Genomic DNA, 12,306 nt, shown 5'->3' on the forward strand with positions numbered 1-12,306 from the left:
ACGGCTGTGTTCTGTTCATCCACCCGCGCGCCGAGTGCGACGACGCTGGGGGGCGTTCCCCGTTCTGCCCCCCCTTTCCCTAGGCGCAAACCCCCCCCCCCCCCCCCCCCCCCCAGGGCCGCACCGGCCAGCACACCGAAGGCCGTGACAACCGTGAGAACCGCTCTGCCCGCTGCCGAACGCCTGCGACGTCTGGTCACCGTGCCCCCTGATGTCTCGTCAACTGTTCCCTGCCGTACGGGATGTGCCGTACGCGCTTCCAGGGCAGTGGACCAGAGTGCGGCGACCGCCGGGCCGACTAGGCGTCGACTACGCGAGAACGGGTGAGAAAACGCACCCCCTCGGGTGCTTCCAGCGAGAAGCCGCTGCCCCGTCCGGGTACGACGTCCACGATCAGCCGGGTGTGGCTCCACGCCTGGTACTGACTCCGGGACATCCAGAACGTGACGGGCTCGGTCACACCGTCCACCGCCAGCTCCGCCAGCAGCACGTCCGAGTCGCCGGTACGGAACTCGCCGTCCGGGTAGCACATGGGCGCGCTGCCGTCACAGCAGCCGCCGGACTGGTGGAACATCAGCGGACCGTGCTCGGCGTTCAGCCGTCGCACCAGGTCCGCGGCACGCGGGGTGAGTTCGACGCGGGGGACTTCCTCGTCCATGGGTCACCGTCCTGAAGAGCCGGGCACGGGGCGTCGGGCCCGACCAGTCTCACGGCTCGTCACCGCCCCGTCCAGAACACGTCGTCGCTCCACTCCGCGGCGGCGCCTGGGTGGTCCGGGGGCCGGCTGAGAGAATGGGCCCATGACCGCCTCGCCCTTCAGACCGCCCGAGCCTCGCTTCGTCACGACGGGCGAACATCCGCTCTGGGAAGGGGCGCTGGCCGCGGTCAACCGGGACCTGGCCGTGACCGTGCCCGAGCAGCGCCCGCTGTGCCTCGTCGCGTATCCGGGCTGGGAGGAGGACGAGGGAGAGGCCGAGCGGGTGTACGTGGCCCTCGCGAACGGCGACTCGCACGGCAACTCCCTGGGGCCGGAGCCGTCCGCCGCAGCAGCCCTCCGGGCCGTCGCCGAGGCCGCCCAGGACACGGTCATGGAGTTCCTCTGGCAGGCCTGGCCCGTCTGCACCCTGCACGGGCTCGGGATGCACGTGGTCGAGACCGCCGGGCTCCCGTCGTGGTGGTGTGCCGGGGGCTCCCGGCCGGGCGATCCCGCCCATGTCCGCGCCGCGATAGGGGAGATGGACACGGTCCACCGCCCCCGCCGCCCGAACCGCAAGCGTCGCAAGGGCCGGGGGCTGCGCTGACGGGCCTGGTGCCCGGCAGCGCGGCCGGCGCGAGCGCCACGCCTGTACGAGCCTGGTGACACGGTAAGTCCTCGCAGCCGCCGCCTACATCAGCAGTGCGTACGCCGTCGAGGACACCACCGGACCCGCCGGGAGGGCCAGGTCGATGCCACCGAGCGCGGCGGCCACGGGCCCGGCGCGGGATTTGTCGCCGAGGGCGGCGCCGTCATGGCGGTGGCGGCGCAGCACGATGTCGGGGCGTAGACGGCCGAGCTCGGGCCGAGCAGGACCACGGCCGGCTGCAGCACCGTGCCGACGGTGCCGAGGAAGTTCGAGACGAGCAGCGCGTACAGGGTCAGTGGGACGGAGGCGGTGCCGTCGACGAGGACGCTCGGCGACCGCCGGATGCGGACGCCGACGGCCTGGAGGGCGAGGCCCGCGCTGTAGGCGGTCAGGGCGTTCAGGGCGACCGTGCCGAGGACCGGCGCGAGCAGGAACAGCGGGCTGAACCAGCCCGGCAGCAGCGGCTGCGGCGAGGCCTCCGGGTCGCTCATGTCGACGGCGGTCGCGGCGAGCTCCTTCCGCACACCGCACTCGCCGCGGAGCACGGGCGGATCAGCTTCCTCGGCGACGGCCCGGAGGCCCGTGCCCTCGCCGGGCCCGGCAGCACGGTCGTGGACCTGCAGGGGGGCGTGGTGACCGCGGGCCTCACCGACGGGCATCTGCACCCGGTGTCCGGCGCCGAACGCACCATGGGCGTCGACCTCTCCGGCTGCCGGGACCTGGCCGCCGTACGGACCGCGCCGGCCACGGCCGTACGGGAGCTGCCGCCGGGCTCCTGGCTGCGCGTCTGGGGTCTGGACCCCAACGCCTTCGGCACCACCCCCGGTCGCGACCGCGGCCCTCGGTCCGGCCCTGGAGGGCGTACCCGTCCTCATCGACCTGTCCGACGCCCATTCCGCGCCGGCCGGCGAGCGCGCGCTGGAACCCGCGGGCATCGACGGTCCGCGCCGGTTCGAGCAGGGCTCGGAGATCGTGTGCGACGCCGACGGCCGGCCCCCGGACTGCTGCTGGAGGACGCGGCCTGCGAACGCGTCGAGGCCGTCGCACCCCGGCCCGCCGAGGCCGAGGTACGGGCCAGGACCGCCGAGGTGCTGCACGCCATGGCCGCGAACGCCCTGCCCGTGCGGCTGCGGATAGCGCCCTGGTGCCGGCCCGAGGCGGACGACGACGCCGTGGCCGAAATCATCCGGCTCCAGGGCGCCGGCGGCGCGCTGTGGCGGGTGGCCGCGTCAAGCTGTTCATGGACGGCAGCGTCGCCAACGGCACCGCCCGGCTGGAGGCGCCCGACTGCCACGGCGAGTCGGCACACGCCCACCGGCCCGACCCGCAGCGCTACACCCAGGTGATGGCCGGCGCCCGGCACCGCCGCCCCGCCGGCCTCACGGTCCTGGCCGACGATCCCCTGACGGTACGGGGCACCGAGCTGGCGGAGGTGCCGGTGGTGCTGACGGTGGTGGCGGGGCGGGCGACGTACCGGGCGGCGGGTCTGTAGGGCGGCGGCCGGTCCGGGCCGTATCCGGGGGCGCGGAGGGGTCCGGAACCGGTGCGGCGGCGGTCAGCCGGAGGACCGGCTCCGCTGCCGGCGGGTGCGGCGGGCCTCGAACAGGAGCGGCAGGATCGACAGGACGACGACCACGGCGACCAGCGGCAGCAGGTAGTCCTCGAGGTGCGGGACGGAGGAGCCGAGGCTGTACCCGGCGAGGACGAGCGTCTGCGACCACAGCACCCCGCCCACGGTCTGCCAGAGCGTGAAGGACCGCACAGGCACCCGCAGCGCGCCGGCCACGGGGTGCAGAACCGTCCGCAGCAACGGCACGAACCGCCCGATGACCAGCGCCTTCCCGTAGCCGTACCGGGCCAGCAGCTCCTCGGCCCGGGCGGCCGCCGCCTTCACGCGCGGGCTTGAGGTACGGGCCAGCAGCGCCCGTCCGCCGCGCCGCCCGATCAGGTACCCGACCTGTCCGCCGGCCACGGCCCCGACGGCCGCGCACAGCAGCACCTGCCACAGAGCCAGCCGGGGCGCCTGGTGCGCGGTGCCGGCACACAGCACGCCGGCCGGGAACAGCAGGGTGTCACCGGGCAGGAGGAAGCCGACGACCAGCAGACCGGACTCCGCGAAGATCACCACCAGGACACCGATCGCGCCGAAGGCGGCCAGCACCGAGGCGCTGTTCAGCGGATTGACGGCTATCACCTGGCCGCGCCTCCTGGCCTCCTCGCAGGGCTGCTCGTTCACCAGCATCACCCGCCCACCCCGAAAACGCCCACGGCGCCGTACACCTCGCGTACCAGCAGCAGACCTGGCAGGAGTTCAGCCGGTGGGCGTTGCAGGCTGGTCCTGCTTCCCTGAGTCCAGCCGATGCCGCGGACCGCTCAGCGGACACGGTTCATTCCACACGGTGGATCTGGTACTCGATGGCGTGCGGGCCGGCCAGGCGCCCCTCGCCGACGAACAGACTCCGGGTGAGCCAGCGGTACCGGGGCGCGCCGGTGTCGAACTGGGCGACCATCCTCATGTACTGGTCGCCGAACCGGGTTTCCCGCCCCTTCGCCAGCGCGTCCAGGAAGGCCGGGCTTTCCCGGATGAGCGCGTTGTCGTAGCTCAGCATGATCACTTCACCGTCGTCGTCGGCCAGCGTGACCCGCAGGTCCTGGCGGCGCACCCGGTCCGCACCGAGCCGGATCCAGTCCATCCCGGGAGTGACCAGCGTGGCGTCGATCCGCTCACCCGTGAGGCGCGCGGTGCTCACCCGCCAGCACAGCCGTGGCCCCGAAGGGCTGCCGGTGGTCGGACCCCATGGGCCGTCGATGGTTTCGCGGTAGATCATCTCCCGCACCAGTTCCATGCCCACCCCTCTCGACGTGGTTCGAATTCCGAACCACTATCATGGTTCGATATGCGAAGCGCAAGCGATTCCGGAGCGGCCGAGCGTGCACCGAGGCCGGGCCGGCCGGTGCGCGGGTCGAGCACCGGCCGGCCGATGATGGCCGCGCTGGACCTGCTGGGCCGCCGGTGGACACTGCGGGTGATCTGGGAGCTGCAGCAGGAGCCGGCCGGATTCCGAGAACTGCGCCGACGCGCGGACGCGATGTCCTCCAGTGTGCTGACCGATCGGCTGTCCGAGCTGACCGAGGCGGGAATCGTGACCACCGACGCCGACGGCGTCTACCACCTCACCGAACTGGGAGAGGCGCTTCGCCCCTCACTGGAGCCCCTGCGCGCCTGGGCCGAACGATGGTCGGCCGAGCTGTCCGCCCGGCAGGGAGACGGCATCTGACGACGGCCGGGGTTGAGGTCGGCGAGCCCGCAGGGCGGAAGCGGTGACCGCGCCGGTGAGACCCTGAGCGGTAGTGATCGCGGCGAGCAGTCCCTCGGCCGCGTCGAAGGCGATCGCCCCGTCGAGCGGGTTGGAGTAGGTGCGGGACCAGGTGATCAATCCGTCCCTGATGCGGGCGAACATCACCATGTCGAAGGCGAAGAGCTTCCCCGTGGCCAGCACCCGGCCGTGGAGGCGGTAGTCGGCCACGACGAGTTCGGGATCGGTCGTCTCGTGCACGTGGACGTGGTCCACGGCGGTGAACCTCTGCAGCCGTGCCCCGTCCCGCAGGTGGGATCGGAAGGCCTCCCGGCCGGGCGCCTGCGCGGGTGCGCCCGGCGGCAGGTAGGGCATCTCGAAGACGGCGTCCGTGCTGAACAGGTCGGCCATCGCGGCGCTGGGGCCCTCGGCGGTCAGGTGAAGGAGGTGCTGGAGGACGTCGCGTGGTGCGGCAGTGGTCATGGGACCCTCCTCGGGGTATAACCGGGGCGATGGCCCCGGTTGTATGGTGGAATATACGGGGCACACGCCCCGCTTATCAACACCGCAACTTCCGTCCCCAGGAGGACACTTGACCATCGAGCGACAGCGCCCTCTGCGAGCCGACGCACGTCGCAACAGGGAACGCATCCTGCAAACGGCCCGCGAGGCGTTCGCCGCCGAGGGCATCGCGGTCCCCCTGGACGAGATCGCCCGCCGGGCCGGTGTCGGGCCGGGCACGGTCCACCGCCACTTCCCCACGAAGGAAGCACTGTTCGAGGCGGTTGTCCGCGAGCACTTGGAGCAGCTGGCACACGATGTCCGCACCGCTCTGGCCGACCCGGAGGCCGGTCCGGCGTTCTTCGCCTTCCTCGCCCGGATGACCAAGGAGGCCGCTGCGAAACAGGACCTGACCGAAGCCGTCATGGCAGCGGGCGGCCCCATGAGCAGTGAGACCGAGGAAAGGGCGGCAGAGTTGGGCGAGTTGTTCGGCGCACTCCTCAGCCGCGCGCAGGAAGCGGGAGACGTGCGCCACGACGTGAACACGGCCGACGTGCAGGCCATCGTCGTAGGGGCACTCGCGGCGGAGCGCCGGCGGGATGCGCGTCACCGACCCGGCAGGCTGGCGGAGGTCGTCTTCGACTGCTTGCTCCCGCGCGACAACTGCACGGGCGGAAAAGGGGCATGAGTGGTCGGTTTGCTGAGTCGGCCCACCGAAGCCGCCGGGACACTCCACTCGCACGCCGTGGAGGGCGTCGTCCGGCCCGGCCGCTCGGCCCGGCCGCTCGGCCCGACCGGCGGCTGTGTCAGTCCGAGCCGTAGAACAGCCCGAGGAACTCCTCCATCGCCGCGTTCACACCGGCGTGGTCACCGGTGGCGAGCAGGTCGAGCAACAGACCGCGGACGGTGGCGAGCCCGAGCCTGGCGCGGTTGTGGGCCGTGGCGGGAGCTTCCCCCGCGGCCAGTCCGGCGGCCACGAGCGGGTCCAGCCAGTCCGTCACCAGCCCTTCGAGGACCTGCGCGGCCTCTGGGCGGCCCCGCAGCGCGTGCCCGCAGATCTCGAAGAAGAGCCGCTCCTGACCGGCCAGTCGGGGATCCGTCAGTTGCTGCCACAGCCGCCGCGCGACATCGGCGGGGGAGAGGCCGGGCTCAAGGGGGAGCTGGGCCAGCAGGTCGCGCCGGCGCCGTTCCGAGGTCCGGACCATCTCGACGAGCAGCTGCTCCTTGGAGCCGAAGTAGTGGATCAGCATGCGATGACTGACGCCGATCGCGGCACCGAGGCGGCGCAGGCTCAGGTCCGCGATGCCGTGCGCCGCGACGTGGTCGACGGCCGCGTCCACCAGTTGCGCGCGCCGCCCACCGTCCTTGCCGTGAGCGGCCTCGTCCTTGGGGTGCGGGTCGTCCGTAGTCACCACAACGGGAGTGTACCCATGGGTACATGGGGCATGTACCGTGTGGTACATGAAGTCTGTCACTGTGTCGATCGACCTACCGCAGACGCCCGAGCAGGTCTACGACTTCCTCGATGTCATGGCTCACCACGAGCGCTTCACCAACCACTATCTGACCGACTGGCGCTACAGCGGCCCCGTCCGCGGCATCGGAGCGGGCGCCACTGTCACCGCCACCCTGGGCGCCGTGAAGACCGACGTCACCATCGAAGTCGTCGAGGCCGAGGCGCCGCGGCGCATCGTCGAGCGCAACATCAGCGCGGCAGGCCGGCGTCTGGCCCACGGCACCTACACCATCGAACCGTTGTCGGCCGGCGGGAGTCGCGTCTCGTTCACCTACGCCTGGACACACGCGCCTCTCACCGAACGCCTGGTGGCGCCCGCGGTCCGGGCCACGATGCAGCGGGCCAACCGCAAGGTCATGCGACGTCTGGCCGCCGAGGTGACTCGCCATGTGTCCGGGGGACGAACTCCTGCCGACCCGTACGCCCACCCGGACTGAGAAGCCGCGCGAGAGCCCGCGGCGCCACACAGCGCGAAGGCAGGCAGCTCAAGGAGGTCGAGCCGATCGTCGGCCTCTGGGGAGCATTCAATAACCTGGTCCCGCTCGAGGGGAAGCCACCGCTTCTTGGCCGGGGGGACCGGTACCGCACGCCGACTGCATCCTTTGGACTACTGCGTCTTCGGCCCTGGGGAGGACGATCTTGCGGCACCGCCGCGAAAGAGTGGACCCGTGCGAACCACCATCGGATACACCGCCGAAAGCATCGGCTACGTCATAGGAGCCCAAGGGCTTGTCAGCTTCGCTTCGCAGACCTTCTTCGGCACGGAGTGGGGCTGGTTGCACAACGTGGTCGACCTTCCGACCGCCGCCTACCTCGGCATCGTCGCCGTGGGGCTGGCGCTCGTCGTCGGCGGGGTGAAGTTGCGCAAGACACCCCAGCGCCGGAAGGCCGCCTGACGGCGGCCCCTTCAGCCCGCGACCAGCGAAGGACCGGCCGCATTTTCCACATCGCCCCCGGGTGTATGCCGGAAAACTCTCGTCGTCGTGGACGACACCGCCCTGACGGCCGGCTGATCCCCGGTCCGGCCATGGGTCCCGCACGCGGAAGCCGTCCGCGTGCGGGACAGGCCGAAGTCGCGCAGGTGGCCGCGGAGACGCCACAGTGATCGTCACTGCGGAGGTTGAAGGCACCCCCGTCAGGCTTCGGGCGGAAACGGCGCGGCATGGTCTCACCAGGGAATCGGCCCGTCCTCGGCCAGAAAGGCGCCCGTCGGGCCGTCCTCGCCCACCGTCGCCAGGTCAACCGCGACGGCCGCGCCCTCCTCCGGCGTGCGTGTCCCGGTGTGGCGGTTGAGGTCGGTCGCGCAGTAGCCGGGACTCACCGCGTTGACCAGGATCCCTTCGGCGCGCAGTTCATTGGCGTAGAGCACGGTGACCGCGTTCAGCGCGCTCTTCGAGGTGCAGTAAGGCAGGAGGACCGAGGAGTAGGCGGACCACGGGCTGCCCGGGTCGGCCAGGTGGGTGAGGGAGCCGAGTTCGCTGGACATGTTGACGATGCGTGCGGCGGCGGAGCGGCGTAGCAGGGGGAGCATGGCGTGGGTCACCGCGATGACGCCGAACACGTTGGTCTCGTAGACCTGCCGGACGGTGGCGGCGGGGGTTTCACTCGGATTTTGCGGTCCGGCGGCGATCGCGGCGTTGTTGACGAGGATGTCGAGGCGGCCGAGCGTGGCGTCGATGTGCTTGGCGGCGGCCTGGACCGAGATCTCGTCGGTGACGTCCAGCGGTACGCACCGTACGTCGGCACCGTCGGCGCGAAGCTCCTCGGCCGCCGCCTCGCCACGCTCGGCGTCGCGGGCGCCGATCAGCACGGTGATGCCGAGGGCTGCGAGCCTGCGCGCCGTTTCCTTGCCGATGCCCTTGTTCGCGCCGGTGATCAGAGCAGTTTTCTGCGAAGTCGTCATGGCACCCAGCCTCCCCTCGCCCATGGGCGGCAGGGAAAGACCAGAAGACTCTGGATCTATAGTCCACAGATATGAGCGAGCTGGAGGTGCGGGAGCTGAGGTACTTCATCGCGGTCGCCGAGGAACTGAACTTCAGCCGGGCCGCGCAACGCCTGGGGATGGCGCAGCCCCCGCTGTCGAAGGCGATCGCTCAGATGGAGTCCCGGCTCGGGGTACGCCTGCTGGAGCGCACCACCCGGCAGGTGAGGCTGACCACCGCCGGTCAGGTGCTGCTCGACCAGGCCCGGATCGCGGTCGACGCGGTGCACGCGGCGGCCCGGCGCGCACGCCGGGCCGGTCAGCCGGCACCCCAGCTCGTCGTGGCGGTCAAGCCGGGAGGCGATGCCGGGCTGCTGCGGGAGATTCTCGCCGCCTACCGGGGAACGGGTTCGCATCTGCCGCCGCCTGAAGTCGTCGTCGGCGGCAGCGGGGAGCCGATCGCCATGCTGCGGGACGGCCGTGCCGACGTAGCGCTGCTGCGCAGCCCGTTCGACGGTCAAGGGCTGGATTCCCAGACGCTCGTGGTCGAGCCGCGACTGGCCGTTCTCCCCGCCGCGCACCGCCTGGCCGGACGCCGGCGACTGCGGCTGGCCGACCTCAAGGGCGAACCGATCCCACGCTGGAAAGGGGCCGTCCCCTCCGCCACCGCCTACTACACAGGATGCGACGGAGCGGAAGCAGGCGATGGCCACACAGGCTTGGCGCCGGCCGACACTCCTGAGGGGCCGCTCGTGGCCAGCGTCGAGCAGCTCCTGGAGGTGGTCGCGCTGGGTCAGGCGGTGGCGTTCCTGTCACTCTCCACCACCAAGCAGCACCAGCGCCCGGACATCGCATACCGGCCGGTCACCGGCCTCAGCCCCAGCGCGGTCATGGTCGCCTGGCCGGAGACCTCGCGATCCGCAGCCGTCGCCGCCTTCGTCCAAGCCGCCCACGACGTCGCCGCCCAGCACCCCGACCACATGACCGCACTGGCCTACTGACCGGGGGCACGCGCCCCTCGCCATGACGATCACTACGTCGACTACAAGGACACCGATCTGCTGCGGAAGTTCATCTCCGACCGCGGCAAGATCCGCAGCCGTCGGGTGACCCACGGGACGCGCCGGCAGCAGCGGCAGACAGCGCAGCCCATCAAGAACGCACGGGAGATGGCGCTCCTTCCCTACGGCTCCCGACAGGGCGGCGTGGGCATCACGCCAGGTGGGCCGGGAGCTGCGACGGCTCAGCGGCGGCCCTCCTCGCGAGCACGCATCCAGGCGGCTTCGCCCAGCAGCCGCAGGCCGTTGAGGCCGACGATGACGGTCGAGCCCTCGTGGCCGAGGACGCCGAGCGGCAGCGGCAGGGTGGCGACCAGGTCCCAGACGGCCAGGCCGGAGATGAACGCGCCCGCGACGACCAGGTTCTGCACCACGAGCCGGCGGGCCCGACGGGAGAGGCCGACCACGGCGGGCACGGTGGCCAGTTCGTCGCGGACGATCACCGCGTCCGCGGCCTCCAGTGCCAGGTCGGAACCCGCCCGGCCCATGGCGACACCGGTGTGGGCGGCGGCCAGGGCGGGAGCGTCGTTGACCCCGTCGCCGACGACCAGGACCTGGCGGCCGGCCTGCTCCAGTTCCCGGATCGCGGCCACCTTGTCCTGCGGGAGCAGTCCGGCGCGTACGTCGGTGATGCCGATCTCGGCGGCCAGGCGGGCGGCGGCACGCGGATTGTCGCCGGTGACCAGCATCGGCGGGGTGCCGGTGAGCGCGGTGAGGGAGCCGACGACGGCGGCGGCGTCCGGGCGCAGCCGGTCAGCGATGCCGAGCACCCCGGCCGGCGTGCCGTCGGCCACCACCAGGACCGCGGTGAGCCCGCTGTCCTCCAGTTCGCCGGCGAGGGCGATGTGCGCGTCGTCCGGGCTGGACGACAGCCGTGCGGGGGAGCCGACCGCGATCTTGCGACCCTCGACGGTGGCGGTGACGCCGACACCTGGGGCGGAGGCGAAGTCCTCTGCGGCGGGCAGGGCGAGGCCACGGGCACGGGCGGCGTCCAGGACGGCACGGGCCAGCGGGTGTTCGCTGGGGTGTTCGGCCGCTGCCGCGAGACGCAGCACCTCGTCCCCCGTGAGACCCGAGCCGGTCAGCGGGCGGACGTCGGTCACGCGCGGGGTGCCCTCGGTGAGGGTGCCGGTCTTGTCCAGTGCCACCGCGTCCACCTGGCCGAGGCGTTCCATCACCACGGCGGACTTCACCAGTACGCCGTGCCGCCCGGCGTTGGCGATCGCGGACAGCAGCGGCGGCATGGTGGCCAGCACCACCGCGCACGGCGAGGCGACGATCATGAAGGTCATGGCGCGCAGCAGCGAGCCGGTCAGCGCGGCGCCGAACGCGAGCGGTACCGCGAAGACGGCCAGCGTGGCCGCCACCATGGCGATTGAATAACGCTGTTCGACCTTCTCGATGAACAACTGGGTGGGCGCCTTGGTCCCGGAGGCTTCCTCGACCATCTGCACGATCCGGGCGATCACCGAGTCAGAGGCGTCGCGCTCGACCCTGATCCGAAGGGCGCCCGTGCGGTTCAGGGTGCCCGCGAACACCTCGTCGCCGGGTTCCTTCGCGACAGGCAGCGGTTCGCCGGTGATGGTGGCCTGGTCGACGTCGCTCGCCCCGTACAGCACCCGGCCGTCGCCGCCGATCCGCTCGCCGGGCCGTACCAGAACGGTGTCGCCGACGGCGAGGCCGGCGACCGGCACCGTCTCCTCGCCGCCGTCTTCGCGCAGCCGGGTCGCGGTGGCCGGGGCGAGGTCGAGCAGGCCGCGCACCGAGTCGGCGGTGCGCGCGGTGGCCAGCGCCTCCAGGGCGCCGGAAGTGGCGAAGATGACGATGAGCAGGGCGCCGTCCATCACCTGGCCGACGGCCGCCGCGCCGAGGGCGGCCACGATCATCAGCAGGTCGACGTCAAGGGTCTTCTCCCGCAGCGCCTGCAGCCCGGCGAGCGCGGGCTCCCAGCCGCCGGCGGCGTAGGCGAGCCCGTACGAGACCCCCCAAGTCCAGGTGGGAGCACCGGTGAGGTGCAAGGGCAGCGCGACCAGGAACAGCACCGTGGCCGCTGCGGCCCAGCGAGCCTCGGGCAGCGCGAACACCCGGGTCCGCCGCCGTGGTGCGGCGTCGGTGTCCGGGCGTGCGGTCGCGGCAGGCGTGGGCTGCTCGATCAGGGTGGAGGGCATGACGAAGAACCCTTCATCAGGGCAGGACGAATCGGTCTGCCCACCATACAGGTACATATGAAGAGGTCTTCAAGTATCGCTTGTATGATGGCCGCCATGGGCCATGGAGCAGCTCCCGCCGACAACCCCGTCCCGCGCACCCGCCTGGACGCGGACAGTGCCGCCCGGGTGGCCACCACCCTCCAGGCCCTGGCCACACCCTCCCGCCTGCTCATTCTCTCCCGCCTGCGGGAAGGCCCCTGCGCCGCGACCGAACTCGCCACCGAGGTCGGCATGGAACAGTCCGCCTGCTCCCACCAGCTGCGCCTGCTGCGCAACCTCGGCCTGGTCGTGGGCCGACGCCAGGGCCGCTCGGTGATCTACGCCCTCTACGACAACCACGTCGCCGAACTCCTCGACCAGGCCGTTTACCACATCGAGCATCTACGCCTCGGCCTGAGCGACGCCACCGAGGCCGAGGGCGCGGAGGAGGCCGTGCTCGGCGTCACTCGCTGACCGGCGGG

Annotated in this window: 15 protein-coding genes and 3 pseudogenes; 10 read left to right on the forward strand and 8 right to left on the reverse strand. The window is 71.9% G+C overall.

Annotation, left to right across the window (positions count from 1 at the left end; genetic code table 11):
- Positions 1-298: 298 nt before the first annotated feature.
- On the reverse strand, positions 299-658 hold the full coding sequence (locus ACZ7HQ_RS15915; RefSeq protein WP_470989588.1) for a DUF779 domain-containing protein: 360 nt from the start codon (positions 656-658) through the stop codon (positions 299-301).
- A gap of 142 nt (positions 659-800) precedes the next feature.
- Here ACZ7HQ_RS15915 and ACZ7HQ_RS15920 point away from each other — a divergent pair, with 142 nt between their 5' ends.
- Positions 801-1,301: a hypothetical protein gene (locus ACZ7HQ_RS15920; protein ID WP_470989591.1), complete on the forward strand. Its 501-nt coding sequence runs from the start codon at positions 801-803 to the stop codon at positions 1,299-1,301.
- Between the two features lie 84 nt (positions 1,302-1,385).
- Here ACZ7HQ_RS15920 and ACZ7HQ_RS15925 read toward each other — a convergent pair.
- Positions 1,386-1,852 (reverse strand): annotated as a pseudogene (locus tag ACZ7HQ_RS15925) (nitrate reductase); the annotation flags it as partial.
- Positions 1,853-2,011: 159 nt separating this feature from the next.
- On the opposite strand from ACZ7HQ_RS15925, the pseudogene ACZ7HQ_RS15930 reads away from it, so the two are divergent.
- Positions 2,012-2,530, forward strand: a pseudogene (locus ACZ7HQ_RS15930) (amidohydrolase); the annotation flags it as partial.
- Between the two features lie 26 nt (positions 2,531-2,556).
- Positions 2,557-2,835, forward strand: coding sequence for a hypothetical protein (locus ACZ7HQ_RS15935; RefSeq protein ID WP_470990720.1), 279 nt, complete (start codon positions 2,557-2,559; stop codon positions 2,833-2,835).
- A 63-nt stretch (positions 2,836-2,898) separates the two neighbouring features.
- Here ACZ7HQ_RS15935 and ACZ7HQ_RS15940 read toward each other — a convergent pair whose 3' ends face one another.
- Together ACZ7HQ_RS15940 and ACZ7HQ_RS15945 are read right to left on the reverse strand one after the other, a co-directional pair.
- The gene (locus tag ACZ7HQ_RS15940) at positions 2,899-3,537 is read right to left on the reverse strand and encodes a DedA family protein (protein ID WP_470990675.1); all 639 of its coding nucleotides are present in this window, start codon (positions 3,535-3,537) and stop codon (positions 2,899-2,901) included.
- A 193-nt stretch (positions 3,538-3,730) separates the two neighbouring features.
- On the reverse strand, positions 3,731-4,189 hold the full coding sequence (locus tag ACZ7HQ_RS15945; protein WP_470989594.1) for a DUF3237 domain-containing protein: 459 nt from the start codon (positions 4,187-4,189) through the stop codon (positions 3,731-3,733).
- 51 nt (positions 4,190-4,240) lie between these two features.
- Here ACZ7HQ_RS15945 and ACZ7HQ_RS15950 point away from each other — a divergent pair, with 51 nt between their 5' ends.
- A complete protein-coding gene (locus ACZ7HQ_RS15950) occupies positions 4,241-4,621 on the forward strand; it encodes a winged helix-turn-helix transcriptional regulator (RefSeq protein ID WP_470989596.1) in 381 nt (126 codons plus the stop codon).
- Here the strand turns inward: ACZ7HQ_RS15950 and ACZ7HQ_RS15955 are convergent.
- On the reverse strand, positions 4,547-5,122 hold the full coding sequence (locus ACZ7HQ_RS15955; RefSeq protein ID WP_470989598.1) for a nuclear transport factor 2 family protein: 576 nt from the start codon (positions 5,120-5,122) through the stop codon (positions 4,547-4,549). The two genes, ACZ7HQ_RS15950 and ACZ7HQ_RS15955, sit on opposite strands and share 75 nt — an antisense overlap.
- Positions 5,123-5,231: 109 nt before the next feature.
- Between ACZ7HQ_RS15955 and ACZ7HQ_RS15960 the strand changes: the two genes are divergently transcribed.
- A complete protein-coding gene (locus ACZ7HQ_RS15960; RefSeq protein WP_470989600.1) occupies positions 5,232-5,828 on the forward strand; it encodes a TetR/AcrR family transcriptional regulator in 597 nt (198 codons plus the stop codon).
- A gap of 118 nt (positions 5,829-5,946) precedes the next feature.
- Here ACZ7HQ_RS15960 and ACZ7HQ_RS15965 read toward each other — a convergent pair whose 3' ends face one another.
- Positions 5,947-6,555, reverse strand: a complete 609-nt coding sequence (locus ACZ7HQ_RS15965) for a TetR/AcrR family transcriptional regulator (protein WP_470989603.1) — start codon at positions 6,553-6,555, stop codon at positions 5,947-5,949.
- 46 nt (positions 6,556-6,601) lie between these two features.
- On the opposite strand from ACZ7HQ_RS15965, the gene ACZ7HQ_RS15970 reads away from it, so the two are divergent.
- Positions 6,602-7,093, forward strand: a complete 492-nt coding sequence (locus ACZ7HQ_RS15970) for an SRPBCC family protein (protein WP_470989605.1) — start codon at positions 6,602-6,604, stop codon at positions 7,091-7,093.
- Positions 7,094-7,324: 231 nt separating this feature from the next.
- Positions 7,325-7,552 (forward strand): hypothetical protein, encoded by a 228-nt coding sequence (locus ACZ7HQ_RS15975; protein WP_470989608.1) that lies wholly within the window; start codon positions 7,325-7,327, stop codon positions 7,550-7,552.
- A gap of 272 nt (positions 7,553-7,824) precedes the next feature.
- On the opposite strand, the gene ACZ7HQ_RS15980 is transcribed toward ACZ7HQ_RS15975, so the two are convergent.
- Positions 7,825-8,559, reverse strand: a complete 735-nt coding sequence (locus ACZ7HQ_RS15980; protein ID WP_470989611.1) for an SDR family oxidoreductase — start codon at positions 8,557-8,559, stop codon at positions 7,825-7,827.
- Positions 8,560-8,630: 71 nt separating this feature from the next.
- Here ACZ7HQ_RS15980 and ACZ7HQ_RS15985 point away from each other — a divergent pair, with 71 nt between their 5' ends.
- Together ACZ7HQ_RS15985 and rpsR are read left to right on the forward strand one after the other, a co-directional pair.
- A complete protein-coding gene (locus ACZ7HQ_RS15985) occupies positions 8,631-9,578 on the forward strand; it encodes a LysR family transcriptional regulator (RefSeq protein ID WP_470989614.1) in 948 nt (315 codons plus the stop codon).
- A 33-nt stretch (positions 9,579-9,611) separates the two neighbouring features.
- A pseudogene (gene rpsR, locus ACZ7HQ_RS15990) lies at positions 9,612-9,773 on the forward strand (30S ribosomal protein S18); the annotation flags it as partial.
- A gap of 47 nt (positions 9,774-9,820) precedes the next feature.
- Here rpsR and ACZ7HQ_RS15995 read toward each other — a convergent pair.
- A complete protein-coding gene (locus tag ACZ7HQ_RS15995) occupies positions 9,821-11,803 on the reverse strand; it encodes a heavy metal translocating P-type ATPase (RefSeq protein WP_470989616.1) in 1,983 nt (660 codons plus the stop codon).
- Between the two features lie 96 nt (positions 11,804-11,899).
- On the opposite strand from ACZ7HQ_RS15995, the gene ACZ7HQ_RS16000 reads away from it, so the two are divergent.
- Positions 11,900-12,298 carry an ArsR/SmtB family transcription factor gene (locus ACZ7HQ_RS16000; protein ID WP_470989619.1) on the forward strand — a complete coding sequence of 133 codons (399 nt, stop codon included), beginning with the start codon at positions 11,900-11,902 and terminating at the stop codon, positions 12,296-12,298.
- The last annotated feature ends 8 nt before the right edge of the window (positions 12,299-12,306 follow it).

This window comes from Streptomyces sp. NPDC037290 (assembly GCF_055603245.1).

Coding starts and splice junctions, on each gene's coding strand:
- ACZ7HQ_RS15915 (WP_470989588.1), bottom strand. CDS start 658: ATGGACGAGGAAGTCCCCCGCGTCGAACTCACCCCGCGTGCCGCGGAC.
- ACZ7HQ_RS15920 (WP_470989591.1), top strand. CDS start 801: ATGACCGCCTCGCCCTTCAGACCGCCCGAGCCTCGCTTCGTCACGACG.
- ACZ7HQ_RS15945 (WP_470989594.1), bottom strand. CDS start 4,189: ATGGAACTGGTGCGGGAGATGATCTACCGCGAAACCATCGACGGCCCA.
- ACZ7HQ_RS15950 (WP_470989596.1), top strand. CDS start 4,241: ATGCGAAGCGCAAGCGATTCCGGAGCGGCCGAGCGTGCACCGAGGCCG.
- ACZ7HQ_RS15955 (WP_470989598.1), bottom strand. CDS start 5,122: ATGACCACTGCCGCACCACGCGACGTCCTCCAGCACCTCCTTCACCTG.
- ACZ7HQ_RS15970 (WP_470989605.1), top strand. CDS start 6,602: ATGAAGTCTGTCACTGTGTCGATCGACCTACCGCAGACGCCCGAGCAG.
- ACZ7HQ_RS15980 (WP_470989611.1), bottom strand. CDS start 8,559: ATGACGACTTCGCAGAAAACTGCTCTGATCACCGGCGCGAACAAGGGC.
- ACZ7HQ_RS15985 (WP_470989614.1), top strand. CDS start 8,631: ATGAGCGAGCTGGAGGTGCGGGAGCTGAGGTACTTCATCGCGGTCGCC.
- ACZ7HQ_RS15995 (WP_470989616.1), bottom strand. CDS start 11,803: ATGCCCTCCACCCTGATCGAGCAGCCCACGCCTGCCGCGACCGCACGC.
- ACZ7HQ_RS16000 (WP_470989619.1), top strand. CDS start 11,900: ATGGGCCATGGAGCAGCTCCCGCCGACAACCCCGTCCCGCGCACCCGC.